The organism is Pseudomonas sp. A25(2017) (assembly GCF_002001065.1).
In the GTDB taxonomy this organism is placed as follows: domain Bacteria; phylum Pseudomonadota; class Gammaproteobacteria; order Pseudomonadales; family Pseudomonadaceae; genus Aquipseudomonas; species Aquipseudomonas kilonensis.
On sequence record NZ_MUOA01000057.1, the window covers coordinates 86,608 to 113,572 of the forward strand.

The 26,965-nt window shown below is 60.8% G+C and carries 27 protein-coding genes; 12 read left to right on the plus strand and 15 right to left on the minus strand.

Annotated features, from left to right (window positions below; translation table 11 throughout):
* Positions 1-94 precede the first annotated feature (94 nt).
* Positions 95-829, plus strand: coding sequence for a helix-turn-helix domain-containing protein (locus B0E42_RS11795; RefSeq protein WP_077506453.1), 735 nt, complete (start codon positions 95-97; stop codon positions 827-829).
* Positions 830-858: 29 nt separating this feature from the next.
* Here B0E42_RS11795 and B0E42_RS11800 read toward each other — a convergent pair whose 3' ends face one another.
* On the minus strand, positions 859-1,887 hold the full coding sequence (locus B0E42_RS11800; RefSeq protein ID WP_077506454.1) for an alpha/beta hydrolase: 1,029 nt from the start codon (positions 1,885-1,887) through the stop codon (positions 859-861).
* Positions 1,888-1,912: 25 nt separating this feature from the next.
* Positions 1,913-2,359 (minus strand): cyclophilin-like fold protein, encoded by a 447-nt coding sequence (locus tag B0E42_RS11805; RefSeq protein ID WP_077506455.1) that lies wholly within the window; start codon positions 2,357-2,359, stop codon positions 1,913-1,915.
* Between the two features lie 125 nt (positions 2,360-2,484).
* Here B0E42_RS11805 and B0E42_RS11810 point away from each other — a divergent pair, with 125 nt between their 5' ends.
* The 5 genes from B0E42_RS11810 to B0E42_RS11830 all read left to right on the plus strand — a co-directional run bounded on the left by B0E42_RS11810 (position 2,485) and on the right by B0E42_RS11830 (position 8,735).
* On the plus strand, positions 2,485-3,378 hold the full coding sequence (locus B0E42_RS11810; RefSeq protein WP_077506485.1) for a LysR family transcriptional regulator: 894 nt from the start codon (positions 2,485-2,487) through the stop codon (positions 3,376-3,378).
* A 230-nt stretch (positions 3,379-3,608) separates the two neighbouring features.
* The gene (locus B0E42_RS11815) at positions 3,609-4,091 is read left to right on the plus strand and encodes a formate dehydrogenase subunit gamma (protein ID WP_003201284.1); all 483 of its coding nucleotides are present in this window, start codon (positions 3,609-3,611) and stop codon (positions 4,089-4,091) included.
* On the plus strand, positions 4,085-5,644 hold the full coding sequence (locus B0E42_RS11820) for an NADH-quinone oxidoreductase subunit NuoF (protein WP_077506456.1): 1,560 nt from the start codon (positions 4,085-4,087) through the stop codon (positions 5,642-5,644). The genes B0E42_RS11815 and B0E42_RS11820 overlap by 7 nt, the downstream gene beginning before the upstream one ends.
* A complete protein-coding gene (gene fdhF / locus B0E42_RS11825; RefSeq protein ID WP_077506457.1) occupies positions 5,641-8,517 on the plus strand; it encodes a formate dehydrogenase subunit alpha in 2,877 nt (958 codons plus the stop codon). The genes B0E42_RS11820 and fdhF overlap by 4 nt, the downstream gene beginning before the upstream one ends.
* A complete protein-coding gene (locus B0E42_RS11830; RefSeq protein WP_024619020.1) occupies positions 8,514-8,735 on the plus strand; it encodes a formate dehydrogenase subunit delta in 222 nt (73 codons plus the stop codon). The genes fdhF and B0E42_RS11830 overlap by 4 nt, the downstream gene beginning before the upstream one ends.
* A gap of 89 nt (positions 8,736-8,824) precedes the next feature.
* Here B0E42_RS11830 and B0E42_RS11835 read toward each other — a convergent pair whose 3' ends face one another.
* The 6 genes from B0E42_RS11835 to gcvA form a co-directional block, all read right to left on the minus strand.
* The gene (locus B0E42_RS11835) at positions 8,825-9,355 is read right to left on the minus strand and encodes an AidA/PixA family protein (protein WP_077506458.1); all 531 of its coding nucleotides are present in this window, start codon (positions 9,353-9,355) and stop codon (positions 8,825-8,827) included.
* Between the two features lie 308 nt (positions 9,356-9,663).
* On the minus strand, positions 9,664-9,975 hold the full coding sequence (locus B0E42_RS11840) for an isochorismate lyase (RefSeq protein WP_018602250.1): 312 nt from the start codon (positions 9,973-9,975) through the stop codon (positions 9,664-9,666).
* A 60-nt stretch (positions 9,976-10,035) separates the two neighbouring features.
* The gene (locus tag B0E42_RS11845; RefSeq protein ID WP_053179345.1) at positions 10,036-10,554 is read right to left on the minus strand and encodes an isochorismatase family protein; all 519 of its coding nucleotides are present in this window, start codon (positions 10,552-10,554) and stop codon (positions 10,036-10,038) included.
* 295 nt (positions 10,555-10,849) lie between these two features.
* Positions 10,850-11,131 carry a hypothetical protein gene (locus B0E42_RS11850; protein WP_053188858.1) on the minus strand — a complete coding sequence of 94 codons (282 nt, stop codon included), beginning with the start codon at positions 11,129-11,131 and terminating at the stop codon, positions 10,850-10,852.
* 779 nt (positions 11,132-11,910) lie between these two features.
* Positions 11,911-12,372 (minus strand): GNAT family N-acetyltransferase, encoded by a 462-nt coding sequence (locus tag B0E42_RS11855; RefSeq protein ID WP_077506459.1) that lies wholly within the window; start codon positions 12,370-12,372, stop codon positions 11,911-11,913.
* A gap of 31 nt (positions 12,373-12,403) precedes the next feature.
* On the minus strand, positions 12,404-13,324 hold the full coding sequence (gcvA, locus tag B0E42_RS11860) for a transcriptional regulator GcvA (RefSeq protein WP_077506460.1): 921 nt from the start codon (positions 13,322-13,324) through the stop codon (positions 12,404-12,406).
* A 106-nt stretch (positions 13,325-13,430) separates the two neighbouring features.
* On the opposite strand from gcvA, the gene B0E42_RS11865 reads away from it, so the two are divergent.
* The gene (locus tag B0E42_RS11865) at positions 13,431-14,039 is read left to right on the plus strand and encodes a LysE family translocator (RefSeq protein ID WP_053188852.1); all 609 of its coding nucleotides are present in this window, start codon (positions 13,431-13,433) and stop codon (positions 14,037-14,039) included.
* Between the two features lie 10 nt (positions 14,040-14,049).
* Here the strand turns inward: B0E42_RS11865 and B0E42_RS11870 are convergent, their stop codons facing one another.
* From B0E42_RS11870 to xylA, 4 genes are all read right to left on the minus strand, one after another.
* Positions 14,050-15,186, minus strand: coding sequence for a sugar ABC transporter permease (locus B0E42_RS11870; protein WP_018612820.1), 1,137 nt, complete (start codon positions 15,184-15,186; stop codon positions 14,050-14,052).
* Positions 15,187-16,743, minus strand: coding sequence for a D-xylose ABC transporter ATP-binding protein (gene xylG, locus B0E42_RS11875; RefSeq protein ID WP_077506461.1), 1,557 nt, complete (start codon positions 16,741-16,743; stop codon positions 15,187-15,189).
* A 177-nt stretch (positions 16,744-16,920) separates the two neighbouring features.
* Positions 16,921-17,922, minus strand: coding sequence for a D-xylose ABC transporter substrate-binding protein (gene xylF, locus B0E42_RS11880; protein ID WP_013693217.1), 1,002 nt, complete (start codon positions 17,920-17,922; stop codon positions 16,921-16,923).
* Positions 17,923-18,068: 146 nt separating this feature from the next.
* Positions 18,069-19,385: a xylose isomerase gene (gene xylA, locus B0E42_RS11885; RefSeq protein ID WP_077506462.1), complete on the minus strand. Its 1,317-nt coding sequence runs from the start codon at positions 19,383-19,385 to the stop codon at positions 18,069-18,071.
* A 154-nt stretch (positions 19,386-19,539) separates the two neighbouring features.
* Here xylA and B0E42_RS11890 point away from each other — a divergent pair, with 154 nt between their 5' ends.
* The 3 genes from B0E42_RS11890 (at position 19,540) to B0E42_RS11900 (ending at position 23,514) form a co-directional block, all read left to right on the plus strand.
* Positions 19,540-20,727 (plus strand): XylR family transcriptional regulator, encoded by a 1,188-nt coding sequence (locus tag B0E42_RS11890; protein ID WP_053179360.1) that lies wholly within the window; start codon positions 19,540-19,542, stop codon positions 20,725-20,727.
* A gap of 1,161 nt (positions 20,728-21,888) precedes the next feature.
* Entirely contained in the window at positions 21,889-23,016 is a 1,128-nt protein-coding gene (locus B0E42_RS11895) for a saccharopine dehydrogenase NADP-binding domain-containing protein (protein WP_077506463.1), read from the plus strand.
* A gap of 3 nt (positions 23,017-23,019) precedes the next feature.
* On the plus strand, positions 23,020-23,514 hold the full coding sequence (locus B0E42_RS11900) for a DUF2269 domain-containing protein (protein ID WP_077506464.1): 495 nt from the start codon (positions 23,020-23,022) through the stop codon (positions 23,512-23,514).
* Here B0E42_RS11900 and B0E42_RS11905 read toward each other — a convergent pair.
* The gene (locus B0E42_RS11905; protein WP_077506465.1) at positions 23,511-23,996 is read right to left on the minus strand and encodes a thiol-disulfide oxidoreductase DCC family protein; all 486 of its coding nucleotides are present in this window, start codon (positions 23,994-23,996) and stop codon (positions 23,511-23,513) included. The two genes, B0E42_RS11900 and B0E42_RS11905, sit on opposite strands and share 4 nt — an antisense overlap.
* Positions 23,997-24,108: 112 nt before the next feature.
* Here B0E42_RS11905 and B0E42_RS11910 point away from each other — a divergent pair, with 112 nt between their 5' ends.
* Complete coding sequence (locus B0E42_RS11910) at positions 24,109-24,981, plus strand: hypothetical protein (RefSeq protein ID WP_256578290.1); 873 nt, start codon at positions 24,109-24,111, stop codon at positions 24,979-24,981.
* Positions 24,982-25,136: 155 nt separating this feature from the next.
* Here the strand turns inward: B0E42_RS11910 and B0E42_RS11915 are convergent, their stop codons facing one another.
* Positions 25,137-25,373 carry a hypothetical protein gene (locus tag B0E42_RS11915; RefSeq protein ID WP_018601631.1) on the minus strand — a complete coding sequence of 79 codons (237 nt, stop codon included), beginning with the start codon at positions 25,371-25,373 and terminating at the stop codon, positions 25,137-25,139.
* Positions 25,374-25,523: 150 nt separating this feature from the next.
* Between B0E42_RS11915 and B0E42_RS11920 the strand changes: the two genes are divergently transcribed.
* A complete protein-coding gene (locus tag B0E42_RS11920; RefSeq protein ID WP_077506487.1) occupies positions 25,524-25,865 on the plus strand; it encodes a hypothetical protein in 342 nt (113 codons plus the stop codon).
* Between the two features lie 105 nt (positions 25,866-25,970).
* Here B0E42_RS11920 and B0E42_RS11925 read toward each other — a convergent pair whose 3' ends face one another.
* On the minus strand, positions 25,971-26,873 hold the full coding sequence (locus B0E42_RS11925; protein WP_077506466.1) for a LysR family transcriptional regulator: 903 nt from the start codon (positions 26,871-26,873) through the stop codon (positions 25,971-25,973).
* Positions 26,874-26,965 lie beyond the last annotated feature (92 nt).

The following is a 26,965-nucleotide window of genomic DNA, read 5'->3' on the forward strand; positions in this document are numbered from 1 at the left end:
TGAGTTTCAAGCATGCGGAGGAGGTGGCGTAATTCGCAACTTTTTCGTTGGCATTTCGCTAAGCTGATACCAACAGTATCGGATATCAATACTTATGACCCAGATTACCCAACTCATCTCCACCCTGAAACAACGTCTCAAGGCCGCCGGCATGACCTATCGCGACGTTGCTCAAGCGCTCGATCTGTCGGAACCCAGCGTGAAGCGTCTGCTCGCCAGCGGTCGCCTGACGCTCGAACGCCTTGCCCAGCTCTGTGAGCTGCTGGGCCTGACGATGGCGGAATTGCTTCAGGAGGCTGAGCGATCGACACCACGCCTGCAAACGCTGACGCGCGAACAGGAAGCGCAACTGGTCTCGAACGAAAAGTTGTTGCTGGTGGCGGTGTGTGCGCTGAATCACTGGTCACTGGAAGACATCGTGTCCGCCTACTGCGTGTCAAAAGCCGAGTGCATCAAAAATTTGTTGGTGTTGGAGCGGATGGGCCTGGCGGATCTGAAGGCGGGGAATCGCATCAGGTTGCTGGTAACGCGGGATTTCGATTGGCTGCCGGACGGCCCTATCCGAGGGTTCTTCCTGCGACAGGGTTTGCCGGATTTCATGGCGAGCCGATTCGACGTCCCCGATGAAACCCTGCATTTCGCCCATGGCATGCTGACCAAGCCCGCTTACGCCCAGTTGCAAGTCGAACTCCACAAGTTGCGCAGCAAACTGGCGGCGCTTCACAACGAATCGTTGAGCGCGCCGCTGTCCGAAAAACGTGGGACGGCGCTGTTGCTGGCAATGCGAGTTTGGGAGCCGCAGGTGTTCAGGAAGCTTAAGCGGGGGTAGATCGATAGGTCTCTCGACTGGGCCAGATATTACTTCAGATTGCTCTGGAAGAACGTCGTCAGCTTATCGAACGGAATGAGGTTGACCCGATCATAAAGATCGACATGGCCAGCCCCAGGAATGATGACAAGTTCCTTGGGTTGACCGGCGAGCTTGTAAGCCTCCTCGCTGAACTCTCTGGAGTGCGCATCGGCGCCAGCAATGAACAACATCGGATGAGGCGAAATGGTCTCGATGTCGTTGAGCGGGTAGAAGTTCATGAACTTGATGTTGCTTGTCAGCGTCGGGTGCGTGGTCAGGTCTTTGGACGAGCTCGATGGCGTGAACTCACCGCGTGGGGTGCGGTAGAAGTCATAGAACTCACGTTGGATAGGATGAGTATTGTCATCCAACTGGTGCACCGTACCGCTGGTGTAAAGCGTTTCACCGCCCGCGAACTCCACACTACGCTGCTGAGTGGCTTGGGCGATGATAGCCCGGCGCTGTTCAAGCGTTTGGGAGTGCTTCAATCCATTGCGATTGACGCCGCCCATGTCATACATGCTCACGGTAGCGATGGCTTTCATGCGCGGGTCAATCTTGGCTGCACTGATCACGAAGCTGCCGCTGCCGCAAATGCCGATTGCGCCAATCCGCTCCCTGTCGACAAAAGGCTGGGCGCTGAGAAAGTCCACGGCGGCGCTGAAGTCCTCGGCATAGATATCCGGCGAAACCGCATTGCGCGGCCGCCCCTCGCTTTCGCCCCAGAATGACAAGTCCAGGGAAAGGGTCACGAAGCCTCTTTCGGCCATTTTCGTGGCGTAAAGATTAGCGCTCTGTTCCTTCACTGCGCCCATCGGGTGGCCCACGACAATCGCCGGACTTCTGCTCTTGCCATTGAGTTTTTTCGGGATGAACAGGTTGCCTGCCACGTTCATTTGATATTGGTTCTTGAAATTGACCTTCTGTACGGTCACGTCGTCGCTGGTATAGAAGTTATCTGCGCCGTTGGACATATCGGCTCCTATTGCTGAGAGCGAACTGACAAGAAGGGTTAATAAAACGATGATCTTTTTCATTGGAAATCCTATCGATGCGGAGTAGTCAATTCTGGGAAAACGTCACTTGCACACCCCGCCGACCCAGCACCTGAGCCAGCCTTGCGGGGTCGTTCACACGTCCCAAGCGTGTGTATGCGTAGGTTGAATCGAAGTTCGTATAGAAGACGACCAGGGTGTCCGGGCCATACAGCATCAGATCGCCGTTGTGGATCGTTCCCGGCTTGCTCGCCTGGGTAGGTAGTGCTCGGGGGAGGGTGGCGTACTTTTCATTGCGGTTGAGATCATTCATGTCCAACGTCAGTGGCAATAACGCGACAAGCGCGCGGGCAGCTGAGTTGTCGGACAGGGTGATGGCGAAGCGTTGTTCCCCGACGGTCATCCACATGCCCGTGTTCTCCGTTAGCGAAGATGCCGACGCGGCATCATTCATTGTCGAGTAGCTGCCCAGCACGAGTATCGAAGCCAGCAAGCCAAGCCAGGTCGCCCTCATCGCAGTTCTGCTTTCGTTCCTGTTCATGGGGAACATGGTGACCGACGTGCAGTTATGCGACTAGCTAATGAATGCTTAACAAGGCTATAAGCAAGGCTAATCAATTGGCTTAGATGTGTTTCACCATGATCAAAAGAAATCTCAATGACCTGCTGTCTTTCGTCACGGTCGCGCGCGAAGGCAGCTTCACGCGCGCTGCCGGGGCATTGGGGGTTACACAATCGGCACTGAGCCAGGCCATCAATGGCCTGGAAGCACGCTTGCAGATCCGATTGCTGACGCGGACCACCCGCAGCGTTTCGCCGACCATCGCGGGCGAACGGCTGCTGCACGCGATAGGCAATCGCTTCGATGAAATAGAGGCGGAGCTGGATATGCTGACGGAAATGCGCGACAAGCCCGCGGGCACTGTACGCATCACCTGCGGCGATCATGTCCTGCGCACGACCTTGCTCCCCAAACTTACCGAGTTGCTGCACGACTACCCGGATGTAAACGTTGAATTTGACGTGTGTTACGGTTTTCGAGACATCGTGGCGGATCGTTTTGATGCCGGCGTGCGCCTGGGCGATACCATCGACAAAGACATGGTTGCCGTTCCGATAGGCCCTCCGTTGCGGATGGCTGCCGTCGCTTCGCAAGCGTATTTCGCTACCCACGCCATTCCCAGGAGTCCGCGCGACCTGATGACCCATCGTTGTATCAACCAGCGCATGCAGACATCAGGCGGGCTCTATGTCTGGGATTTCGAGCGGCGAGGCAAACAGGTGAACGTGCGAGTTGACGGCCAGCTGATTTTCAACACGTCGACGCATATCGTGCAGGCGGCAGTGGCCGGGCTGGGTGTTGCGTACCTGCCAGAAGAAGAGTTTGAACCGTACCTGCAAGAAGGCCGACTGGTGCGGGTGCTGGAAGATTGGTGTCCGCCGTTTTCAGGCTACTATCTGTATTACCCCAGCCGACGACAGCCTTCGCCTGCATTTACACTGGTTGCCAATGCATTGCGCAAAACCATCTAAGAAAGTAGTCGCTTTCAGAACACGTTTCGTCGTCCATGTGCAATCGCCAACCCCCGGGAGTGGCAAGCTGTGAGGATGCCCCGGACCAGGTGCGCCAAAGACACCTGGCCGGAGAGCGAGAATGGCGATCGGATGTGCCACGCGACCGTGACGTGGACCGGACGCCGCAGCCAAGACTCCGAACGGCTGCCGCTATGCGGCGGTGGCGTTCGAGATGCCGAGGTACGTTTATGCCTGATGAGACGCTTCACCTGCCGTTGATCCACAGCGTGCTTGCGCGCGAAAAGGACACCCCCGGTGCCTTGCTGCCTATTCTCCATGCCATCCAGGCAGGCTGCGGGTATGTCCCCGACAGCGCCGTCCCGGAGATCGCCCACGCCCTCAATCTCAGCCAGGCTGAAGTGCGCGGGGTCATCAGCTTCTACCACGATTTCCGCACCACGCCGCCCGCGCGCCATACCCTGCGCCTGTGCCGGGCCGAGTCCTGCAAGAGCATGGGCGCCGAGACCCTGGCTGCGCAGCTGCGCGAGCAATTGGCGCTGGACGATCACGGCACCAGCGCCGACGGAAGCATCAGCCTGCGGCCGGTCTATTGCCTGGGTGCCTGCGTCTGCTCGCCGGCCCTGGAGCTGGATGGGGAGTTGCATGCGCGGATCACGCCCGAGCGTCTGCGTCAGTTGGTCAATGATTGCATGGAGGAGGGCGCATGCTGACGCTCTGTATCCCCCGCGATTCGGTGGCCCGTGCCGTGGGCGCCGACAAGGTGGCCGATGCGTTGGCCTGTGAGGCTGAGCGTCGACAGCTGCCATTGACGGTGTTGCGCACCAGTTCCCGTGGCCTCTATTGGCTGGAACCGCTGGTAGAGCTTGAAAGCGCCGGCGTCCGATTGGGCTTTGGCCCTGTCACACCGGCCGATGTGCCGGGTCTGCTGGATGCGCTGGCAGGCGATCCCGGCAGCCATCCGCTGGCCCTGGGGCCGGTGGAGGAGATTCCCTATCTCAAGAGCCAGCAGCGCCTGCTGTTCGCGCGCGCCGGCATCACACAACCACTGTCCCTGGACGACTACCGTACCCAGGGTGGCTTCCAGGGCCTGGCCCGGTCCATCCAGATGGATGGCGCGGACGTGGTCGCCAGCGTGCTGGATTCCGGCCTGCGTGGGCGGGGAGGTGCGGCGTTCCCGGCGGGCATCAAGTGGCGCACCGTGCGCGATGCCGTGGGTGCACAGAAGTATGTGGTGTGTAACGCCGATGAAGGCGACTCCGGTACGTTTGCCGACCGCATGTTGATGGAGGGCGACCCCTTCCTGCTGATCGAAGGCATGATCATTGCCGGCATCGCCGTAGGCGCGACGATGGGCTACATCTACGTGCGTTCGGAATACCCGGCCGCCATCAGTACGCTGAACGAAGCGCTGCGCATCGCTCGCGACGCCGGCTATCTGGGCGCGAACGTGAGCGGTAGCGGCTGCGCCTTCGACATCGAGGTTCGTGTCGGGGCCGGCGCCTATATCTGTGGCGAAGAAACCGCACTGCTGGAATCCCTCGAGGGCAAGCGCGGCACGGTTCGCGCCAAACCGCCACTGCCGGCGATTCAAGGCCTGTTCGGGCTGCCGACGCTGGTGCACAACGTGGTGACCCTGGCCTCGGTGCCGATCATCCTGGAGAAGGGCGCTCAGTTCTATCGCGACTTCGGCATGGGCCGTTCCCTGGGCACGATGCCGTTCCAACTGGCCGGCAACGTCCGTCACGGCGGCCTGGTGGAGCGTGCCTTCGGCCTGAGCCTGCGTGAACTGGTGGAAGGCTATGGTGGCGGTACCGCGAGCGGCCGGCCCCTGAAGGCCGCACAAGTGGGCGGGCCGTTGGGCGCCTGGGTGCCGCCTGCGCAATTCGATACGCCGCTGGACTACGAAGCGTTTGCCGCCATGGGCGCGATGCTTGGCCACGGTGGCGTGGTGGTCGCCGACGACAGCCTGGACATGGCCCAGATGGCCCGGTTCGCCTTGCAGTTCTGCGCCGAGGAATCCTGCGGCAAGTGCACGCCGTGCCGGATCGGTTCCACCCGTGGGGTGGAAGTGGTGGATCGCTTGATTGCCAGCACCGAAGCCGGTGCTCGCCAGGAACAGGCCTTGCTGTTGCAGGACCTGTGCGACACCCTGCAATACGGTTCGCTCTGTGCCCTCGGTGGGATGACGTCCTACCCCGTCGCCAGTGCCCTCAAGTATTTCCCCGCCGACTTCGGTCTGGCGACCACGGAGGCCGACCAATGATCACTATCTTCGATCCCAGCAGCGATATCGACCTGGGCACCCCGGCGCGTGAAAGCGACGTGCAGGTCAGCCTGACCATCGACGGACGTGAAATCAGCGTCGCCTCCGGTACCTCGGTCATGCGTGCCGCGGCCTTGCTCGGCACCACCATTCCCAAACTCTGCGCCACCGACAGCCTGGAAGCCTTCGGCTCCTGCCGCATGTGCCTGGTGGAAATCGACGGCATGCGCGGTTATCCGGCCTCCTGCACCACACCGGTGACCGAGGGCATGGTGGTGCGTACCCAGACCTCCAAACTCGCCGATTTGCGTCGCAACGTGATGGAGCTGTACATCTCCGACCACCCGCTGGACTGCCTGACGTGCGCGGCCAACGGCAACTGCGAATTGCAGACCGTGGCGGGGCAGGTGGGCCTGCGCGAAGTGCGCTACGGCTACGAAGGCGCCAATCATCTGGATGAAGCCAAGGACGTTTCCAACCCGTATTTCGAGTACGACCCGAGCAAGTGCATCGTCTGCAACCGCTGCGTGCGTGCCTGCGAGGAAATCCAGGGCACCTTCGCCCTGACGATCACCGGACGCGGTTTTGACTCTCGAGTGGCGGCGGCCGGCGGTGACAACTTCCTCGATTCCGAATGCGTTTCCTGCGGCGCCTGCGTACAGGCGTGCCCGACGGCGACCCTGATCGACAAGAGCGTCGTCGAGATCGGCCAGCCGGAGCGCAGCGTCATCACCACTTGCGCCTACTGCGGCGTGGGTTGCTCGTTCCGCGCCGAGATGAAAGGCGAACAACTGGTGCGCATGGTCCCGGACAAGAACGGCCAGGCCAACCACGGCCACTCCTGCGTCAAGGGGCGCTTCGCCTGGGGCTACGCCACGCACCCGGACCGCATCACCAAGCCGATGATCCGCAAGCACATCGACGACCCGTGGCAGGAAGTCAGTTGGGACGAGGCGGTCACCTACGCCGCCAGCGAATTGCGCCGCATCCAGCTCAAGTACGGGCGCGACTCCATCGGCGGCATCACCTCCAGCCGCTGCACCAACGAAGAAACCTACCTGGTGCAGAAACTGGTGCGCACCGCGTTTGGCAACAACAACGTCGACACCTGTGCGCGTGTTTGCCATTCGCCCACCGGTTATGGCCTCAAGCAGACCTTGGGCGAGTCCGCCGGCACCCAGAATTTCGACTCGGTGATGAAGGCCGACGTCATCCTGGTGATGGGCGCCAACCCCACTGACGCGCACCCGGTGTTCGGCTCCCAGCTCAAGCGCCGCCTGCGCCAGGGCGCACGGCTGATCGTCATCGACCCACGGCGCATCGACCTGGTGGATTCGCCTCACGCCCGTGCCGAACTGCACCTGCAACTGCGTCCGGGCACCAACGTGGCAATGCTCAACGCGTTGGGCCATGTGATTGCCACCGAAGGCTTGATTGACCAGCCTTTTGTCGAAGCACGCTGCGAGGCGGCGGACTTCGCTCGCTGGCGCGATTTCGTCAGCCTGCCGGAAAACTCCCCCGAGGTGCTGGGCCCGGTGTGTGGCGTGCCTGCCGAGCAGATCCGCGCCGCTGCACGGCTCTACGCCACCGGCGGCAACGCGGCCATCTACTACGGCCTCGGCGTCACCGAGCACAGCCAGGGCAGCACCTCGGTCATGGGCATCGCCAACCTGGCCATGGCCACCGGCAACATCGGTCGCGAAGGTGTCGGGGTGAACCCGCTGCGTGGACAGAACAACGTTCAGGGCTCCTGCGACATGGGCTCGTTCCCCCATGAACTGCCGGGCTATCGGCATATTTCCAACGAAGCGGTACGCGCCGAGTTCGAACAGGCGTGGAACGTGACCCTGCAACCCGACCCGGGCCTGCGCATCCCGAACATGTTCGAGGCGGCCCTGGATGGCACCTTCAAGGCGCTTTATTGCCAAGGTGAGGACATCGCCCAGAGCGACCCCAACACCCAGCATGTGACGGCCGCGCTGTCCGCTTTGGAATGCGTGATCGTCCAGGACATCTTCCTCAACGAGACGGCCAAGTTCGCCCACGTGTTCCTGCCGGGCAGCTCGTTCCTGGAGAAGGACGGCACCTTCACCAACGCCGAACGCCGCATCTCCCGCGTTCGCAAGGTGATGGACCCGTTGGCCGGCAAGGCCGACTGGGAAGCCACCATCGCCCTGGCCGACGCCCTGGGCTACAAGATGCACTACAACCATCCTTCGGAAATCATGGATGAAATCGCCCGCCTGACGCCGACTTTCACCCGCGTCAGCTACACCGAACTGGATCGTCACGGCAGCCTGCAATGGCCTTGCAACGATGCCGCACCGGACGGTACGCCGACCATGCACATCGACCAGTTCGTGCGCGGCAAGGGCCGTTTCATGCTCACCGGCTACGTGCCCACCGAGGAAAAGGTCAACAGCCGTTATCCACTGCTGCTGACCACCGGCCGCATCCTCAGCCAGTACAACGTCGGCGCCCAGACCCGGCGTACCGACAACGTGGCCTGGCACGAGGAGGACCGGTTGGAGATTCACCCAACCGATGCCGAGAACCGCGGGATCGTCGACGAAGACTGGGTGGGTATCGGCAGCCGTGCCGGGCAGACGGTACTGCGCGCGAAGGTGACCGAGCGGGTGGCACCGGGCGTGGTCTACACCACGTTCCACTTCCCTGAATCGGGTGCCAACGTGATCACCACCGACAACTCCGACTGGGCCACCAACTGCCCGGAATACAAGGTCACGGCGGTCGAGATCGTGCGGGTCAGCCAGCCTTCGGAATGGCAGAAGCGCTACCAGGCCTTCAGTGATGAACAGGGACGCTTGCTCAGGGAACGGCGCCATGCCGAAAAAGCCGAGGTGCGTCGATGAGCTCTGACAGCCTGATCAAGATGGCCAACCAGATCGCCCAGTATTTCGCCAGCGAGCCGGATCACGCGGTGGCGGTGCGGGGCGTGTACCAGCACATCAAGAGCTTCTGGGCGCCGACCATGTATCGCGACTTGATGGCCTGGCAAACGAAACATCCCGATGCTGTCCTGCACCCGTTGGTGTTGGCGGCATTGATGGAGTTTGAAAAAGCGGCTTAGGAAGGGACCTTCTGTAGTGCCTGGACACAGCCCCGGCCGGTGCCCTCGTCAACGACGAAGGGAACCGACCGGGGCTGTGTGCATTTCAGTTATTGATTACTGACGGTGATGTAGGGGTCCCATGTGTTGTTCGGGCCGATCTGGTTCAGGTTACGGTCCAGCAGAACGAAGACGATTTGGTACCAGAGCTTTCCCGGGCTCAGCGCAGTGGACTGCCAGACGGTATAGGTCACATCGGTCTTGGCAATGCCTCCGGGGGCACCATTGTCCAGATAGGGCACTGGAATGCCGGGGATATTGAAAGATTGCGGGGTCGAGATGGTGCCCTTGTAATCACCGCCCTGGTGAGGGTCGCCGATCACGACGTTTTTGATCAATGCGATGCGGTCGAAGTTGCGCGACAGCGTGGTGGCGCGCCAGCGAATGATGTCGCCGGGTTTTACGTCGAACCACAACTCGTTACCGCCTTCGCCTTCGCCACTGGAGATGTTGGCGTGGCTGTCGATGGCGCTGCGGGTCACCAGCATGGCAATCGCACCGCCTACGTCATTGGGGTGGGCGAGCAGGTAGTCGGCGTCAACGTTGACGAGCACATCAATGGTTTGGGTCGCTCCAGACATGTTGTTGCTCCTTGAGGGTAATGGCAGTGACGACCGCCCTTCAAAGGGTGTCCGGGCCACCCGGTCCCTGGGTGCGGTCTCGGGAGGAACGATAGGTGATGGCTTTGTAGTGTCAAATTTCCAATTCTTGACGCTGGCGAAACGGAGCGAAGCGCAGCACAACCAAGGCTTTGATTTACCTTTGTGGTGGTCGATCTCTTAACGGACTTTTGGTTATTCTCCGAGGGCATCAGAGGGCAAAGGCGCACAACCGTTGTCGGTGACTGCTTCTGATCCTGCGGAGGATGGGAGCCATTGCCGAGCGCGGTTCAGTTGTGGGACTGATTCGCCGTCCAGCGCTTCATCTCTTCGGCAATGAAGTGATGCACCAGGTCGCTGTACATTTTCTCGATGGCATCCGGGTTCAAGCCTTCGGCCTCGGCCCACACGCGTCGTGTCGCCAGCATGGCCTTGAAACGCTCCGGTGCCTGCACCGAAGCCGCCGAGGTCTTGAATTTAGAGGCCGCGAGCACGTATTGATAGCGCTTGCCCAGCAGCGTGATGACCGCCTGGTCGAGGGCATCGATTTCGCGTCGGATGTCCTCCATGTTTGCGCATTGCGAGGGTTGCAAAGGGTCCATGCCGTGAGCTCCGCTTGTTGAACAAGACCGGCCCGACGTGGGCCGATCTTCTGATGGGGTTTAGAAGCACCAGTCCTCAGCGCGAACGACACGACAGAAGGCGCCTGCCAGGGTTGCGTTGTGATGGGCGACGATCATTTCTGCCTTCAATTCAGGCGTGTCGGAACAGCTATGACCGTCGGCGATCAGGACCGCGTCGAACCCCAGGTCCCGCGCGGCTCGGCAGGTGCTGTCGATACAATACTGGGTTTTCATACCGGTGATGACCAGGCCTTCAGCCTCGCAAGCCTTTAGCCGCTCTGCCAGGCCCGTCTGGGTGAAGGCGTTGGGGCGGGTTTTTTCGAAGATGACTTCGTCACCTTCCAACTGCAGTTCCTGCACCAGTTGCGTCAGCGGGCTTGCAGGCTCGATGGGCGAGCCAGGTGGGCCTACGTGGCGAACCAGGAAAATCGGTGCCCCGGCCTTCCGGGCCTTGAGCAGCAAGCCATTCAACGTGTCCAGCAACGCTTCGCCGGCCCAGGGTTTATCCGGGCCGTGAAACAGCCCAACTTGCATATCGAGAATCAACAGAGCGTGCATGGTGCTTTCCTTGCGTGTGGGGCAGCGACGCAAGGGCAAAAGAAAAGGCCCTTACCATCGCTGGCGGGCCTTTGAGATACGTGTGTTATTGGCTCACGACACCTCACGACCCGCCTTGGCGGTCGTGGTTGTGGTGGTCGAGGCGATCTGTGGCAGGTTCATGGTGCTGACAGTAACTTCCGGTCATCAGGTTTGGCAAGCGGGTATGTCAGCTTGCTTGCGAAAGCGGCGGGTCAGCTTGCGCAAATGTTGGTCATGCCGCCGCCATCGCGAGCAAGCTCGCTCCCACAAGGTTTCAGCCTTCGAGCCCGCGCTGTTCGATCACGCCAAACACATCCGCCACATCCTGCACCAGGATCCGGGCGACGTTGGTGATGGTGTTGATGTCGCTCGATGCCGAATCACGCAGGCTGCTGCACGCCACCAAGGTCAGGTAATCGAGCGTGGCGTGCAGGCGTTCGCTGGCGCAAGCGTGGAGTTCGGGGAGTGGCGCTTGGGTGTCGATCAGCAGGACGGGGTGGGTGGTGGCGGTTTGGGTGAGAGGGGTGAAGCGGCTGGATGGTTGATTCGTTGTCATAAGGTTGCACTCATTCGATAGAAAGAATCGCCACCTTTTTGCTGCGAATCAAATGGGTGGCAGTTGCGCGAGGGTTCGCAGACCGAGGAACCAATCCAAAAACTCGGCAGACCCGAAAGTCTCCCGCGCACAACCGCCATAAAATGAACGCGGGCAAGTTTGCCTGAATTTCATTTGACGGTATTCAGATTTGTTCACGCGGGCTGCGAAACCCAGCCACCGGCCAAAGCCAGCGACGACCCAACTATAGAAGTCGATCCCGGCCCCCACAACCGACCTGTAGGACGCACGCCCCCCCTGTGGCGAGGGAGCTTGTTCCCGCTCGGCTGCGCAGCAGTCGCAAAACCGGTGCCTGCGGTGTGCCTGGCGAAATAAGGTGCCTGGTTTGGGGCCGCTTCGCAGCCCAGCGGGGATAAATCCCTTCGCCACAGAGGTAAACTCCTACGAGATTTTCGGACCGATTTTTGCCGCTACCACTGGAGTGCATGGCTTTCTGTGGGAGCAAAGCTTGCTCGCGATGCAGACACCTCGGTTCCCCGGAAGACCGCGTCGTCTTCATCGCGGGCAAGCCTTGCTCCCACAGGAACAGGGCTCCCACAGAAGGCTTGCGGCGAGTATTTTCAGATTTTTCTAGCGACAGCCGCGAAAAAAAGCCCTGATATCCTCCGCCAACAACTCAGGCAGCCTTGCGTTCAGCAGGCGGTGCCGAAGCTCCTCGAGGGCGCTGTCGGGGATGTCGATGGCGAAAGGCTCGATGAGCCTGCGTGTTTTCGTCCTGATTACCCAACATCTGAAAATGATATGACATGGGTCGCAAAATCATCTTCTACCGGCCGAAATCCGCAGCGAAGGTAAAAGGCTGCGCCTTCCGGTGTATCCGTGGACAAACGCACCACACTGAAGTTTTGCGCTGCATACCCAAGAAGCCGCTGCACTAACGCTTTCCCCACATGTTGACCCCTTGCTGCACGCCAGACGTATACCCTACGCAGCCTGCCGATATCCGCCCCGGCATAGGGATCATTTGACAGGCCACCAATGGCAACCAGCTGCCCATTGCTGAAAGCTCCAAAAAGACCCTCCCCGGGTTGATCGAACCGATTGGAACCGTCTTTCCAATCAGCAATCAGGCGCGTGAGAAACCTGAAACCTTCCGTTATTGCCTGCGCTTCTAGCAGCAGAATTTCCGGGGGAAGTGCTGAGATCTGACGTATCGCGAGTTCATCCGTTGGTGTAATCATTGGAGATCCATCTGACTGAACAAATCGAGCATCAAAAACCGGCATCGATTCTAGATGTCGCGGCGGCTGCATCTTGCTGGATCTGAGAAAACAACCAATCAACAAAAACCTGCGTCTCAGCCACCGCATCCCGGGAAACACCGTAGTAATAACGAGACAACGGCAGACGCAGTGATGGCAGTGGACAGGTCAGGCGCCCGTTGGACAAATCCCTGCCCAGCAGCGAAACCGGACACAACGCTACGCCCAGCCCATCGACGGCGGCCTGCAGCACGAGGTGCATGTGATCGAATTGCAGGGTCGGCAGGTTGTTCAATGGCTCGATCCCTGCGTGTTCCGCCCAGTCTTGCCAATCGCTGCTGCGCGTCCTGCCCGACAACAAGGTGTGCCGGGCCAGGTCGTGGACGTTTTCCAATGGCACGCTGCGCAGCAACGACGGTGCGGCGACCAGCAGCAGGTCGTCTTCCAGCAGCACCGTGGGCTGTACATGGGGCGACCAGCCGGCGTGCCCGCGACGGATGACCACGTCGAACGTTTCCCGTGATGGATCGGGAGGCCGGGTGCTGGTGACGACGTCGGGCTTGATGTCTGGATGGCGCGCCATGAAGTCCGGCAGCCGAGGGATCAACCAACGCACCGCGAAGGAGGGGCGCACGTTGATGGTCACTTTGCGCTGGGCCGCATTGCGCGTCAGTGCGCTGGCGGCGTTGGCGATCTGGGTCAGGGCCTCGCTGACCTGCTCGTAGAAAGCCCGACCGGCCGGGGTGAGCAAGGACTGGCGGGTTCGACGTTCGAACAGCAGCACGCCCAAGCGCTCTTCGAGCAACTTTACGTGGCGGCTGACGGCGCTGTGGCTGACGTGCAGTTCTTCGGAGGCGCGGCTGAAACTCTGGTGGCGAGCGGCAGCGGCGAAGGCGCGGACGGCGTTCAACGGGGGGAGGTTGGCGATCATGTGTCTAATTTAGTCACATAGGCGCTGCAATTAAAGCGTTTGTCAGCGTCCCGGTGCCACGCCACCCTGAAGGCCACAGTAATTCGCCTTCAATGTGGAGTGATGCATGGCCGGTTACGGACTTTTTCTGATCCTGGCGACCCTGACGGTGCTCAGCCCGGGCCCCGGTGTGGTGCTGACGATTTCCAATGCCTTGCGCCATGGCTGGCGCGGCGCACTGCCGGGCATCTTCGGGATCGCGTCGGGCGCGTTTATCGTGGCGGGTATCTGCGCCAGCAGCTTGGGGTTGATCCTGGCCGCCTCGGCAACGGCCTTCACGCTGTTGAAATACATCGGGGCGCTGTACTTGTTGTACCTGGGCATCAAGATGTGGCGCACCCAACGCTTCGTGCCCGAACTCACGGTCACGTCCACGCGCCCGTGGCGGCGATTCGGCGAGGCGCTGTCGATCCAGTTGCTCAACCCCAAGGCCGGGTTTTTCTTCCTCGCCGTGTTCCCCCAATTCATCAAGCCGGCGGGTGACTACTACAGCCAGTTCTTCTTGCTGGTGTCGTCCTATAGCGTGCTTGTGGTGCTGGTGCATTGCGGTTATGCGCTGATGGCCAATGGCGCCAGGGGCTGGCTCTCGTCGAGCCAGGGCGCCAGGATTGTCGGCAAATTGTCGGGCATCACCTTCCTGGGGTTCGGCGTGCTGATGGCGTCTGCCAGCAAGTGACGAGTACAGGTCAGCGCCGCCCCGTCCGCGTACTCACGTCCACCCACACCGCCAGCACCAGAATGCTGCCTTTGACGATCATCTGCCAATAACTGTCGACGTCGAGCATGGACATGCCGTTGTCCAGGCTAGTGATGACCAGCGCGCCGAGGAGGGCGCCGTAGACCGTGCCGGAGCCGCCGCGCATGGAGGTGCCGCCGATGAAGCAGGCGGCGATGGCGTCGAGTTCGCCCATGTTGCCGGCCGAGGGTGAGCCAGCGGCCAGGCGTGCGGTGTTGACCACGCCGGCGAGGGCGCACATCACGCCCATGATGCCGAAGATCCACAGCTTCACGGCCTGTACGTTGATGCCGGACAGGCGCGTGGCTTCCATGTTGCTGCCCACCGAATAGACACGTCGGCCGAACACGGTCTGGCTGGTGACGTAGCTGAATACGCCCAGCAGGATCAGCAGGAGCAGCACCGGCACCGGGATGCCGTCGTAACTGTTGAGGGTATAGACGAACCCGGCCAGCACTGCGCCGATCACCACCACGCGCAAGACGTCGCGCACCAGGGAGTGGGCCGCGAGGCCATGGAGGGCACGGTTGCGCCTCTGTTTCCAGGTCAGGAACAGGGTCAGGGCGAACAGCAGGATGCCGAGCCCGGTCCCGACCGTGTGCGGCAAGTAACCCTGGCCCACGTAGACCAGTTCCGGTGACACCGGGGCAATGGTGGTGCCGCCGGTGACTCCCAGCAGGACGCCGCGAAACGCGAGCATGCCACCCAGCCCGACGATGAACGATGGGATGCGCAGGTAGGCGGTCATGTAGCCGTTGCCCAAGCCGATCACCAAGCCGCACAGGGCCACCAGGCTCAGGTTCGCCAGCAGCGGGATGTGATAGACCACATCGAGAATCGCCGCCAGGCCACCCAATAGCCCAAGCAATGAGCCCACCGACAAATCGATTTCGCCACTGATGATCACCAGCACCATGCCGCAGGCAAGGATCCCGGTGATGGACATTTGCCGCAGCAGGTTGGAGAGGTTGCGCGGGGTCAAGAACCCGCCGTCGGTCTGCCAGCTGAAGAATAGCCAGATCAGCGCCACGGCGATCACCAGCGCGAGCATTTTGTAGCGGGAAAACAGCTGTTTGACCTGATTCATCTACGCGGACTTCCGATCATTATTGTTATGGCCATCGGGATGGCTGAGCGCGGCGGCGAGCACCTGTTCCTGGGTCAGTTCGTGGTTGATGAAGTCGCCGCGCAACTGGCCTTCGCCGATCACCAGGACACGGTCGGACACCCCCAGCACCTCGGCCAACTCCGAGGACACCATGATGATCGACACGCCTTCGGCCGCCAGCGCGCCCATCAGCTTGTAGATCTCGTACTTGGCGCCGACGTCCACGCCGCGGGTGGGTTCATCGAGAATCAGCACGCGGGGTTTGGTCAGGAGCATTTTCGCCAGCACGGCTTTTTGCTGGTTGCCACCGGAGAGGCTGGTGATCGGCAGGAACGGGCTCGCGGTCTTGAGGTGCATGCGCGCGATTTCCTTGTCGATGCTGCCCAGTTCGGCTTCGGCGTCGATGCGGGTCAGTTTCGAATAATTGTCCAGCACCGCCAGGGTGATGTTCTGGCCCACGCCCAGGTCCGGAATGATGCCTTGGCGCTTGCGGTCTTCGGGGACCATGCACAGGCCGGCGCGGATTGACTTGAGCGGTGTGCGCGTGTCGATTTTTTGGCCGCCCAGCCAGACTTCACCTTCGTAGCGGCCGGGGTAGGCGCCGAACAGCGCTGACACCAGTTCCGTGCGGCCGGCGCCGACCAGCCCGGCGATGCCGAGGATTTCCCCGCGCTTGAGGACGAACGAAATGTCGTCGACCCGTTTGCGCCTGGGGTTGTCGACGTCGTAGCAGGTGACGTGGCGCGCCTCGAAAATCACCTCGCCGACGTCATGGGGTTCGGTGGGGTAGAGGTTGCTCATTTCCCGTCCGACCATCTGGGTGATGATCTTCGGGATGCTCATGTCCGTCATCGCGGTGGTGGCGATGTGTTTGCCATCGCGGATCACCGAGATGGTGTCGCACACGGCGGCCACTTCATCGAGCTTGTGGGAGATGTACACGCAAGCGACGCCCTTGGCCTTGAGGTCGCGGATGATGTCCAGCAGCACCTCGATTTCCGAACGAGTCAGGGCCGAGGAGGGCTCATCGAGGATCAACAGCCGCGCCTGCTTGTTCAGCGCCTTGGCGATTTCCACCAGTTGCTGGTAGCCACCGCCGTACTGCGAAACCGGCAGCGAGACGTTCATGTCCGGCACTTTGAGTTCACGCATCAGGGCCTCGGCGCGGTGGATCATCGCTGGGTAGTTCATGCGCCCGCCGGGCAGCGTGAGTTCATGGCCCATGAAGATGTTTTCAGCCACCGACAGGTCGGGGACCAGGGTCAGCTCCTGGTGAATGATGACGATCCCGGCGGCTTCGGTTTCGCTGATGGACTGCGCCTTGAGCGGCTGGCCGTCCCAAAGAATTTCACCCTCCCAGGTGCCGTAGGGATAGACCGCCGACAGCACCTTCATCAGCGTGGATTTGCCGGCGCCGTTCTCACCGCACAGGCCGACACACTCACCCGGCCTGACCTTGATGTCGATGCCGTTCAGGGCTTTGACACCACCAAAGGTTTTGACGATGCCGTTCATTTGCAGCAGGTAGTCGGACATGGCAAGGACTCATGAAAAAGGGCTCACACATCAGCAGTGGGGCAGGCAGTCAAGCCATGTGACCTGTGGGAGCGGGCTTGCTCGCGAAGGCGGTATGTCAGGCACCATCAATGTTGACTGGTGCACCGCTTTCGCGAGCAAGCCCGCTCCCACAGGCCTCCCAGGGTTGCCCCCAAGTCACTGCCCGGCGATCTGCGCCTTGGTGTAGAACCCGTCCTTTTCCAGCAGGTCGATGTTGTCCTTGGTCAACGGCGTGGGGGTGAGCAGGATGGTGTCGACTTTCTTGCTGCCATTGTCGTATTGCGAGCTGAAGGTCGGCTTCTCGTTGCGCGCCAGTTGCACCGAGAGCTTGGCGGCTTCGGAGGCGATCAGCTTCAGCGGCTTGTAGACGGTCATGGTCTGGGTGCCATCGATCACCCGCTTGACCGCTGCCAGGTCGGCGTCCTGGCCCGAGATCGGCACCTTGCCGGCCATTTTCTGGGCGGCCAGGGCCTGGATGGCGCCGCCGGCGGTGGCGTCGTTGGAGGCGACGATGCCATCGATCTTGTTGTTGTTCCGGGTCAGGGCGTTTTCCACGATGCTCAAGGCTTCGGTGGGGTTCCATTCCTTCACCCACTGCTGGCCGACAATCTTGATGTCGCCCTTGTCGATGGCCGGTTGCAGCACTTTCATCTGGCCTTCGCGCAGAACCTTGGCGTTGTTGTCCGTGGGCGCGCCACCGAGCAGGAAGTAGTTGCCCTTGGGCGCGGCCTTCAGCACGCCGCTGGCCTGCATCTCGCCGACCTTTTCGTTATCGAAGGAAATGTAGGCGTCGATATCGGCGTTGAGGATCAGTCGGTCGTAGGACACGACCTTGATCCCGGCCTTCTTGGCTTCGGCGACAGCGTTGGTCAGCACGGTGGCGTTGAATGGCACGATGACGATCACATCGACGCCGCGGGAGATCAGGTTTTCGATCTGCGAGATCTGCTTCTGCTCGTTGGCATCGGCCGACTGGACGAAGACCTTGGCGTCGAGTTTTTCCGCCGCCGCGACGAAGTAGTCACGGTCGCGCGACCAGCGTTCCAGGCGCAGGTCATCGATGGAAAAACCGATTTTCGGATGGGCCGCATCGGCCATGACCGGAAGCGAGAGCAGGGCGAGGGCGCCGGCGAGCAGGGTACGTTTGAATGTATTCATGTGGTGCGTCCTTTTATTGTTGTTTGAAAGACACTGCCTGACGATGAGCGTGATACCGGGTAGAACTGTAGAGCGTTGCAGTGCGCCGTGGGCACAGATTTGTCGCGCGAATGTAACAGCCCCTGTGCCCCGACCATTGCCCGTTGTCAGGGGTAGATGAAGCGATTGACCACGTTCTCGAGCATCTCCTGGCGACCGCTGACGGCTTGGGGATTCAGCTCGTTGGTGAAGGCATGCTCGGCCAGTGATTCAAGGCTGAAGTCACCGGCCAGTAGCGCTTTGCCAAACGGTTGCTGCCAGCCGGCATAGCGCTGGTCCTTGAACTGTTGCAACTGATCGTTCTGCACCATGGCCGCCGCGCGTTCCAGGGCGAGGGCGAGGACGTCCATGGCGGCGACGTGGCCGTGGAACAGGTCGATATCGTCCAGGCTCTGGCGCCGGACCTTGGAGTCGAAGTTGAACCCGCCATTGCGAAAGCCCCCGGCCTTGAGGATTTCATAGGTGGCCAGGGTCATTTCCTCGACGCTGTTGGGGAACTGGTCGGTGTCCCAGCCGTTCTGCGGGTCGCCACGGTTGGCGTCGATGCTGCTGAAGATGCCCAGGGAGACGGCCGTAGCGATCTCGTGATGGAAGCTGTGCCCGGCCAGGGTCGCGTGGTTGGCTTCGATGTTGACCTTGATCTCGTTTTCCAGGCCGAACTGTTGCAGGAAGCCGAACACCGTGGCGCTGTCGTAATCGTACTGGTGCTTGGTCGGTTCCTGGGGCTTGGGCTCGATCAGCAGGTCGCCCTTGAAGCCGATCTTGTGCTTGTGCTCGACCACCATGCGCATGAAGCGGCCCAGCTGTTCGCGCTCGCGTTTCAGGTCGGTGTTGAGCAAGGTTTCGTAACCTTCACGGCCGCCCCACAACACGTAGTTGGAGCCTTTGAGGCGCTGGGTGGCGTTCATGGCGCTGAACACTTGGGCGGCGGCGCAGGCGAACACCTCCGGGTTCGGGTTACTGGCGGCACCGGCGGCAAAACGCGGGTTGCTGAAGCAGTTGGCGGTGCCCCACAACAGCTTGATCCCGGTCTCTTCCTGATGGCGCTCCAGGTGGTCGACCATCTGGGCGAAGTGGTCGCGGTACTCTTTGAGCGAAGAGCCTTCCGGGGCCACATCGGTGTCGTGGAAGCAGTAGTAGTCGATGCCCAGCTTGGAGAAGAACTCGAAGGCCGCTTCGGCCTTGCCGATGGCCACTTCCATGGGATCCCCAGCGTGCTGCCACGGGCGCTTGAAGGTACCGGCACCGAACACATCCGACCCCGGCCAGACGAAGGTATGCCAGTAGCAGACCGCCATGCGCAGGTGCTCGCGCATGGGCTTGCCGAGCACCAGTTTGTTGGCGTCATAGTGACGGAAGGCAAGCGGCGAATCGCTGGCGGGGCCCTCATAGCGAATCTTGTCGACAGCGGGGAAGTACGACATGGGCGAGTTCCTTTTTATTCTTGGCGGTGTCTCGATACTAACGCCGGCCCCGTGGCTGCTGATTATGAAAATCACCAACGAGCAGTTCGATTTTGAGTATTGAGGTTCGCTGCTTGCGCGCCTAGTCTGTGTGCATCGGCCGAGGGTTAAACCAATGAAAACCGTCCCGCCCGTTCACCGCATTGCACTGTTGTTCAACGGCAGCAAGATCTACGACCGCGGCATCATCAGCGGCATCGGCAACTACCTGAGCAGCACGCGCGCGTCCTGGGACTTGTTCCTCGAGGAAGATTTTCTCTGCCGCTTGAAAGGCATCGAACGCTGGCAGGGCGACGGGATCATCGCCGACTTCGACGACCCGCTGATCGGCGAGGCGCTGGCCGGGATCAAGCTGCCGGTGGTGGCGGTGGGCGGTTCCTATCAGGATGAACGCGCCTACCCCAAGGGTATTCCCTATGTCGCCACCGACAATGATGCGTTGATGGCGTTGGCCTACGAGCACTTGATCGAGGCCGGCTTGACCCGCTTCGCCTGTTTCAGCCTGCCTGAGGCACAAGCCAATCGCTGGGCCCAGGAACGGGAAAAAGCCTTTCGCCGGCTGGTGCAGCGCGATGGCCTGCACGCCGAGGTCTATCGTGGCATGGGCACCAGCGCACCGCTGTGGGACAGCGCCGTTGAACAGCAGATCGCCTGGTTGCAAAGCCTGCCCAAACCCATCGGCATCATCGCCGTCAGCGACGCCCGCGCCCGGCAGTTGCTGCAAGCCTGCCTGACCGCCGGGATTGCCGTGCCGGAGCAAGTGGCGTTGATCGGCATCGACAACGACCCCCTGACCCGCAGCCTGACACGGGTGCCGCTGAGCTCGGTGATCCAGGGCACCGAAACCATGGGTCGCACCGCCGCGCGCCTGCTCCATCAAATGCTGCACGGCATGCCGTCCACCGGCACGCAGATTCTGGTTCCGCCTGACGCGATCAATGTGCAGGTGTCGAGCCTGCATCAACCGTTGGGCAACCCTTATGTCATGCAGGCACTGCTCTTCATCCGCCAATACGCCTGCCAGGGCATCAAGACGGCCCAGGTGGCGGCCTATGTGGGAGTGTCGCGCTCATCGCTGGAAGCGCACTTTCGCAAGGAGCGGGGTTGCAGCGTCCACGACGAAATCCTGCGCTTCAAACTGGCCGCCGCGGCCAACGGATTGGAAAACACCAACTCACCGATTGCCGACATCGCCCAGAACTGCGGCTTCAAATCGGCGCAATACCTGCACACCGTGTTTCGCCGCGAGTTCGGCTGCACCCCTCGGGAGTATCAGCAGGGAGCAAATGCGGCCACTCACTGACCCACGCCCGAACCGCTCTTGATGAGCTGACACACCACCCAATAGCTCTTGTGGCGAGGGGATTTATCCCCGCTGGGGCGCGAAGCGGCCCTGAAGCCTGGCACCCTGGTGTGTCAGGCTAATTGAGTTGACGACATAGGGCCGCTGCGCAGCCCAGCGGGGATAAATCCCCTCGCCACAAAAAACAGGTCTGCGCCTGATGAACTGACACACCGACGAACCGCTCTTGTGGCGAGGGGATTTATCCCCGCTGGGGCGCGAAGCGGCCCTGAAACCTGGCACCTTGGTGGGTCAGGCTAATTGAGTTGACGACCTGGGGCCGCTGCGCAGCCCAGCGGGGATAAATCCCCTCGCCACAAAAAACAGGTCTGCGCCTGATGAACTGACACACCGACGAACCGCTCTTGTGGCGAGGGGATTTATCCCCGCTGGGGCGCGAAGCGGCCCTGAAGCCTGGCACCCTGGTGTGTCAGGCTAATTGAGTTGACGACATAGGGCCGCTGCGCAGCCCAGCGGGGATAAATCCCCTCGCCACAAAAAACAGGTCTGCGCCTGATGAACTGACACACCGACGAACCGCTCTTGTGGCGAGGGGATTTATCCCCGCTGGGGCGCGAAGCGGCCCTGAAACCTGGCACCTTGGTGGGTCAGGCTAATTGAGTTGACGACCTGGGGCCGCTGCGCAGCCCAGCGGGGATAAATCCCCTCGCCACAAAAAACAGGTCTGCGCCTGATGAACTGACACACCGACGAACCGCTCTTGTGGCGAGGGGATTTATCCCCGCTGGGGCGCGAAGCGGCCCTGAAGCCTGGCTCCCTGGTGTGTCAGGCTAATTGAGTTGACGACCTGGGGCCGCTGCGCAGCCCAGCGGGGATAAATCCCCTCGCCACAAAAAAAACAGGTCTGCGCCTGATGAGTTGGCACACCACCGAACCGCTCTTGTGGCGAGGGAGCTTGCTCCCGCTGGGGCGCGAAGCGGCCCTGAAACCTGATACCCCCGGTGTGTCAGGTTAATTGAGTTGACGACATGGGCTGCTGCGCAGCCAGCGGGAGCAAGCTCCCTCGCCACAAAGGGACAGTGACCCACCACAAGGGGTACACCTCCGCGTCTTCCTTGTGGCAAGGTTGCGGGCTTCATCGAATATTTAGGGACGGATGGAATGACGCTCAGGGTGATGGTGGTCGGTGGGTATGGAAACTTCGGCAGTATCGTTTCCAGGCACCTGGTGGTGATGCCAGGTGTAGAACTGGTGATTTCGGGGCGCGACGCCCAAAAACTGCAGCGCAAAGTCGATGAGTTGAACGCTCAATCGGGCGCTGTGTGTGAAAGCTGGTGCGGCGACGCCATGGGCGCGGGCTTCAAATCTGTCCTGGGCTTGATGAACATCCAATGGGTCATCCATACCGGTGGCCCATTTCAAGGGCAGTCCTATGCCGTCGCCGAGAACTGCATCGACGCGGGCGTGAACTACTGCGACCTGTCCGATTCCAGGGCCTTCGTCACCGGCATTAGCGCACTCGACGCCCGGGCAAAACAGGCAGGCGTAGCGGTCCTCAGTGGTTGCAGCTCAGTGCCGACGCTTTCGGCCGCCCTCATCGATCAGCAGCGGGATCGCTTTAAACGCATCGACACGATCGAACATGGTATTTCCTCTTCGGCCAAGATGCCGGGGTTGTCCACTGTCGAAGGCGTTCTGGCCTATGCAGGCAAGCCGATCAAGCAACTCCGGAATGGTCGGGTACATGAGGTCCTGGGATGGCAGGACCTGACGCTTCGTAGAATGCGTTATATGGGGACCCGGGTACTGGCCAACGTCGACGTGCCGGACATGGATATCTTCGCCAGCCGCTACGGTGCCCAGACCCTGAGCTTCAAGGCCGGCTCAGGCCTGAAGCTCGGCGGCATTGCCAACTACCTGCTGGCCCAGGCAACGAGGATGGGGATGGTACGTGACCATGCCCCTTGGGCCGCCAGGCTTCATCGGTGGGGGCTCTGGTTCGAACGATTTGGCGATGGCAAAAGCGCAATGTACATCGACGTCCATGGCATGGGGGCCAATGGCGAACCGTTGTCGATGAACGTGCAGCTCACCGCCATGAACGACAAGGGGCCGGAGATTCCCAGCTGCGCAGCCGTTGCCTTGGCGGCAAAAGTCGCCCAAGGGTATCGGCCCGAACCCGGTGCTCGGGCCTGCGTGGGTGAAATCACCGTCGACGAATACATGGCCGCCATCAACGACCCCGAAAATTTGAACCTGTCCGTTCACTTCTCTGAGGCGCAGGGCTGACAGATGCTCTATCTTTGCCTGAAGTACCTCCACATCATTGCTGCCATTTTCCTCTTCGGCTTCGGCATGGGGTCCTATCTTTACCTGATCGCGGCCAGCCGCACCGCCAACCCTCAGGTCATTGCCCACGTGGCCAGGACGGTCGTCCAGTTCGACACTTGGATTACCACGCCGGCGGGCTTTATTCAGATAGCGACGGGCTATCTGTTAATGAGACTGGCCGGACTTCCCCTGACCACGGAATGGATAATGACGTCGTTGATCATTTTCCTTTGCGTGGGGGCGCTGTGGCTTCCTGTGCTGGTGCTCCAGAAGCGTTTATACGTGATGGCTTCGAGCGCGGTTGGGGACGGGCGGGCGCTCGATGATCGATACTCATCCGTGTATCAGAAGTGGTTCTGGATGGGCGTTTTTGGATTCTTGGGGATGTTTGTCATTGTGCTGATCATGGTGACGAAGATGACGCCACCTCAGTGGATCGAGCTACTGACGGGCTAAGTACCGATCCGTTCCACCGGATTGCTCCCAGGCGTTGGAGCCTTCAAAAAACGCCGCTCATGATCCGGGCTCGGCAAAAGGCACACGTCGTATTTGCCAAACAGCCAATAACGATTCAGGGCAATACGATCATAGGCCCAGTCCCGAAGCCTGCGGGGGACGTAGCGCAGCAGCTTCACCGGGCGCCAGGCCCAGGGCAGTAGGGCTACGACTTCAAAAATCGCCTCCGAACGCACCCAGTAATGCTGATCGCGAACCACGGCCATGGTGTCGAACTGCTGCAAGGGCAGGCCCGCCCAGGCAAGTAGGGCTTGCCCTTCGGGCGACTGTACGGAGGCCAACCGCACGCGTCGGGCGTGGTCATGGCGGATCAGGAACTTTGCCCAGCCATTGCACAGTTTACAAACGCCGTCGAACAGGACCACTGTCTCGCCGGGCTTGAGCAAGGGCGCGGGTGAGGGGCGAGTTTGGGAGATGGGCATGAATGGGTGTCTACATGGCGCTTGGTTACCCGGATAATACGCGTGTTCCAGCGTCAAAGGGCGTCCCGAAGGGTTGCTCGACCATGATGATTTCAAAGGCATGATCCGATCCATGAGCGATGACATCTACAACCTGTTCACACGCTTCCAGACTCCCGATCCTGACATCGACCCACGGGAGCGGGTGCCGATGCTTGCCCAGGAGCAGGCCTGGGCGCGTGAGCGTGCTGCCATGCATCGTTTCAGCTGGATCGTGGTGCTGGTGCCGCCGTTGTGCCTGGGCCCGGTGTTGCCGGGCATCGCGTTTCTGTTGGGGCTGCTGGTCTATCAAGGGTTATCCGCCCCAGGCGTCGACCTTGACCAGATCGTCGGGGATTCCCTTGGCTGGCTTGTGCTCGCCACCTTGCTGTTCATGGCTGCCTGGGTCCTGCATAACTACTTGCGCGATAAGCGCGACCCGACCAAGCGATATTGGCAATCGATGCCTGATCAAGGGCTGGTCGAGCTCGAACACCATACCCTGGTCTCCGGCATCTGCCTGTGGTCCAACGACTATGACCCGGATTGCAATACCCTCATGCAATGGTCCGACGGCAAGGTGAAGTACGTGCAAGACAGCGGTGTGTCGCAATGGATCCTGGCCAAGACCGCGGCGGGGCACTGGCTGGTGCTCAAGGAGGAGTTTTCGGGCGACTTCAGCTACGGGCGGGTAGGGCAAATACCGGCACCGGACAAGCGGCTGCAACCCCTCCAGCATCTGGCGATTGCTTTCGCCCCCGGCACGAACCTGCAGTTGGGCCGACGTTTCGACGGTGCGCCGATGCCGTTGGTGGAGACGCCGTACTGGCTGTCTGCCGATGAACTCAAGCGCCTGGACGAGGCCGCTCATCACTGGAATTTTTTACCGCCGAACCGCTATGGGGTGGTCAATGACGAGGATGCCGCGTGGGTGCAACGGTTGCTGAACAGGGCGCAATTGTGGTGAGGGGATTTATCCCCGTAGGGCTGCGTAGCAGCCCCAAACCAGGCAACTCAGTGTGCTAGGAAGATCGAGCTCACTGTATTAGGGCTGCTGCGCAGCCCAGCGGGGCGGTGCGACGTTTCGCTAAATCCCCTCGCCACAATGAATCCAGCCGGGCGCTAAAGCCACGTATCCACCACCCGCCGATCCAGTTCCTCCCAATCCGCCATGCCCAATACCCGAGTGGTGTTCAACCCGCGTAAATAACCGCGCAGTTGATTGGCCGTGGCGCGCCTGAGCTCCGGGTCGGGTTCGGTGCTGCTCAACAGCACGCTTTCGTACTGGATCAGGTAGTCCGCCACCCGCTCACGGAAGTCGGGCAATACCGCGTCGCGAATCAGATCAAACGTTCTCATGGCTATACCTCATCAATCTTTCTCGGCTTGCAACTATTGCTAGGAGTAATAGTGACCATTACCAAATGCAAGTTCTGCTTTGGCGGCAATCATTGGAAAATCAGCGCCATCGAACACGCAGCCCATTTTTTTATTTTCAGGACCCGACCCATGCGCCGTTTATTTTTGCTTCCCCTGGCGTTTTCCCCGTTGTTGCTGGCCGGTTGTGCCTCGGCGCCGAACGACCCGACCTTGACCTTGCAGACCAGCAAGACGCCGGCTCAATACGCTGAATGCGTCGTACCGAAATTGCAGGGCAATGCCTTGAACCCGATGGTCTCGCAGACCCAGCGCAGCTACCGCATCGTGGTGCCGAGCAAAGTCTCGGCAGATAACGTGCTGGAAGCCTACAAGGCTGGCAGCGGCGGCAAGGTGTTCATCTACGAGCGACATTTGCTGGCCTCCAACCTCTTGCCTTCGAGTTTTGAACGCGCCGCACAGGAATGCATCTGACCGGCCCGTAAACGTTTTTCACTGTGCTCCTTTGGTTGGCCGCAACCAACCAATTCCCTTGCCCCGCACCGTCCTCGGTCGCGGGGCTTTTTTTGCCTGCCGGTTTCAGGTTGGCCCATCATCCGCCCGGATGAACGCGATGAGCGCTTTCAGGGCCGGTGGCACATGGCGTCGGCTGGGGTAGTAGAGAAAAAATCGGCTTGGCGGTGCTTTCCATTGTGCAAGCAGTTCCGTGAGCTGCCCATTGCGGATGTCATCGCGCACCAGCTCCTCGTAGACGTAGGCAATCCCTGCGCCATCTTTTGCGGCCTGGATCATCAGCGCATCGTCTTCAAGAATGAGCGGGCCAGTGACGGACAAACGGATCGGTTGCCCTTCTGCCTGATACTCCCAGGCATAGAGTTTGCCGCTGGGAAAACGTCGGGCGATACAGGCATGGTCGAGCAAGTCCCGTGGGGCCTGGACCATCCCCTTTGCGGCCAGATAAGCCTGTGAAGCGACGGTCACGAACGATTGAGGAGGGCCGACAGGGACGGCGATCATGTCGCCGGCCAGGCTTTCGCCAAAACGCACGCCAGCGTCAAACCCGCCGTTCACGATGTCGGTCAAGCCATCATCGGTGACCAGGTCCAGTTGAATACGTGGATACCTGGCCACGAATGGCGCGAGCACTTTCGCAAATACCGCACGCGCCGCCGGACGCGCCACGTTGAGGCGAAGCTTGCCGGCGGGCACTTCCTGCATCGAGGTCAGTTGCGCCAGTGCATCGGCAACCTGCTGCAGGGTCGGGGCCAGCGTTGCCAATAGCTGGTGGCCGGCCTCGGTCGGGGTCACGCTGCGCGTGGTGCGGTTGAGCAGCCTGACACCCAGGCGCGCTTCCAGTGCACGCATGGCGTGGCTCAGTGCCGAGGCCGAAACGCCGCGCTCGTCGGCGGCCTTGCGAAAGCTGCGATGGCGAGCGACGGCGGCAAAGGCATCCAGTTCGGACAGATCGGGGTGTTGACTCATGAATGATGTTCAGTAGTTCAAATAAGATTACCCATCTTATCGTCATGAGATTGCTCGCGGATACTGCCCACATCATCTGTGGAGAACTCGCT

Coding starts and splice junctions, on each gene's coding strand:
- fdhF (WP_077506457.1), top strand. CDS start 5,641: ATGATCACTATCTTCGATCCCAGCAGCGATATCGACCTGGGCACCCCG.
- B0E42_RS11800 (WP_077506454.1), bottom strand. CDS start 1,887: ATGAAAAAGATCATCGTTTTATTAACCCTTCTTGTCAGTTCGCTCTCA.
- B0E42_RS11810 (WP_077506485.1), top strand. CDS start 2,485: ATGATCAAAAGAAATCTCAATGACCTGCTGTCTTTCGTCACGGTCGCG.
- B0E42_RS11845 (WP_053179345.1), bottom strand. CDS start 10,554: ATGCACGCTCTGTTGATTCTCGATATGCAAGTTGGGCTGTTTCACGGC.
- B0E42_RS11870 (WP_018612820.1), bottom strand. CDS start 15,186: ATGAATCAGGTCAAACAGCTGTTTTCCCGCTACAAAATGCTCGCGCTG.
- B0E42_RS11830 (WP_024619020.1), top strand. CDS start 8,514: ATGAGCTCTGACAGCCTGATCAAGATGGCCAACCAGATCGCCCAGTAT.
- B0E42_RS11895 (WP_077506463.1), top strand. CDS start 21,889: ATGACGCTCAGGGTGATGGTGGTCGGTGGGTATGGAAACTTCGGCAGT.
- B0E42_RS11805 (WP_077506455.1), bottom strand. CDS start 2,359: ATGAGGGCGACCTGGCTTGGCTTGCTGGCTTCGATACTCGTGCTGGGC.
- B0E42_RS11795 (WP_077506453.1), top strand. CDS start 95: ATGACCCAGATTACCCAACTCATCTCCACCCTGAAACAACGTCTCAAG.
- xylG (WP_077506461.1), bottom strand. CDS start 16,743: ATGTCCGACTACCTGCTGCAAATGAACGGCATCGTCAAAACCTTTGGT.
- B0E42_RS11925 (WP_077506466.1), bottom strand. CDS start 26,873: ATGAGTCAACACCCCGATCTGTCCGAACTGGATGCCTTTGCCGCCGTC.
- B0E42_RS11865 (WP_053188852.1), top strand. CDS start 13,431: ATGGCCGGTTACGGACTTTTTCTGATCCTGGCGACCCTGACGGTGCTC.
- gcvA (WP_077506460.1), bottom strand. CDS start 13,324: ATGATCGCCAACCTCCCCCCGTTGAACGCCGTCCGCGCCTTCGCCGCT.
- B0E42_RS11910 (WP_256578290.1), top strand. CDS start 24,109: ATGAGCGATGACATCTACAACCTGTTCACACGCTTCCAGACTCCCGAT.
- B0E42_RS11900 (WP_077506464.1), top strand. CDS start 23,020: ATGCTCTATCTTTGCCTGAAGTACCTCCACATCATTGCTGCCATTTTC.
- B0E42_RS11840 (WP_018602250.1), bottom strand. CDS start 9,975: ATGGACCCTTTGCAACCCTCGCAATGCGCAAACATGGAGGACATCCGA.
- B0E42_RS11890 (WP_053179360.1), top strand. CDS start 19,540: ATGAAAACCGTCCCGCCCGTTCACCGCATTGCACTGTTGTTCAACGGC.
- B0E42_RS11850 (WP_053188858.1), bottom strand. CDS start 11,131: ATGACAACGAATCAACCATCCAGCCGCTTCACCCCTCTCACCCAAACC.
- B0E42_RS11820 (WP_077506456.1), top strand. CDS start 4,085: ATGCTGACGCTCTGTATCCCCCGCGATTCGGTGGCCCGTGCCGTGGGC.
- B0E42_RS11815 (WP_003201284.1), top strand. CDS start 3,609: ATGCCTGATGAGACGCTTCACCTGCCGTTGATCCACAGCGTGCTTGCG.
- B0E42_RS11855 (WP_077506459.1), bottom strand. CDS start 12,372: ATGATTACACCAACGGATGAACTCGCGATACGTCAGATCTCAGCACTT.
- B0E42_RS11905 (WP_077506465.1), bottom strand. CDS start 23,996: ATGCCCATCTCCCAAACTCGCCCCTCACCCGCGCCCTTGCTCAAGCCC.
- B0E42_RS11920 (WP_077506487.1), top strand. CDS start 25,524: ATGCGCCGTTTATTTTTGCTTCCCCTGGCGTTTTCCCCGTTGTTGCTG.
- xylF (WP_013693217.1), bottom strand. CDS start 17,922: ATGAATACATTCAAACGTACCCTGCTCGCCGGCGCCCTCGCCCTGCTC.
- B0E42_RS11915 (WP_018601631.1), bottom strand. CDS start 25,373: ATGAGAACGTTTGATCTGATTCGCGACGCGGTATTGCCCGACTTCCGT.
- xylA (WP_077506462.1), bottom strand. CDS start 19,385: ATGTCGTACTTCCCCGCTGTCGACAAGATTCGCTATGAGGGCCCCGCC.
- B0E42_RS11835 (WP_077506458.1), bottom strand. CDS start 9,355: ATGTCTGGAGCGACCCAAACCATTGATGTGCTCGTCAACGTTGACGCC.